This is a genomic window from Dellaglioa sp. CoH-55-MRSF-7 (assembly GCF_056782235.1).
Map to the genome: position 1 here is coordinate 1 of NZ_JBXAYI010000115.1, position 320 is coordinate 320.

Annotated in this window: 1 protein-coding gene; it reads right to left on the minus strand. The window is 48.8% G+C overall.

Annotation, left to right across the window (positions count from 1 at the left end):
• Positions 1 to 22 precede the first annotated feature (22 nt).
• Positions 23 to 320: hypothetical protein (locus AC1RPU_RS08090; RefSeq protein ID WP_481769658.1), on the minus strand; the 298-nt coding region annotated here is incomplete at its 5' end.

Genomic DNA, 320 nt, shown 5'->3' on the forward strand with positions numbered 1-320 from the left:
TCTGTGACCTGATTCAATTCGCTCATACCGATCCTTGCGCCTCTGCCTGCTCGATCGTCAGGCCAAATTTACTTTCGAAATAAACATAGTCATATGCTACGCACAGATCACGGCCGATGCCGGATACCGCGTTCATGAACTCTGCCATCTTTTCCTCTTCTACGTGCGGAAGCCCGTTTAGTCGCTCCGGCACAAGATGCGCGTAATCAGCGCGATCTTTGATGCACTGCTCATCGTTGTCAAAGCCTTCTACGAGTCCAGCAAACACGAAGTACCTGAAATGAACGTCATCGAGTTTCTTGAAATCTTCAGCTAGTAAC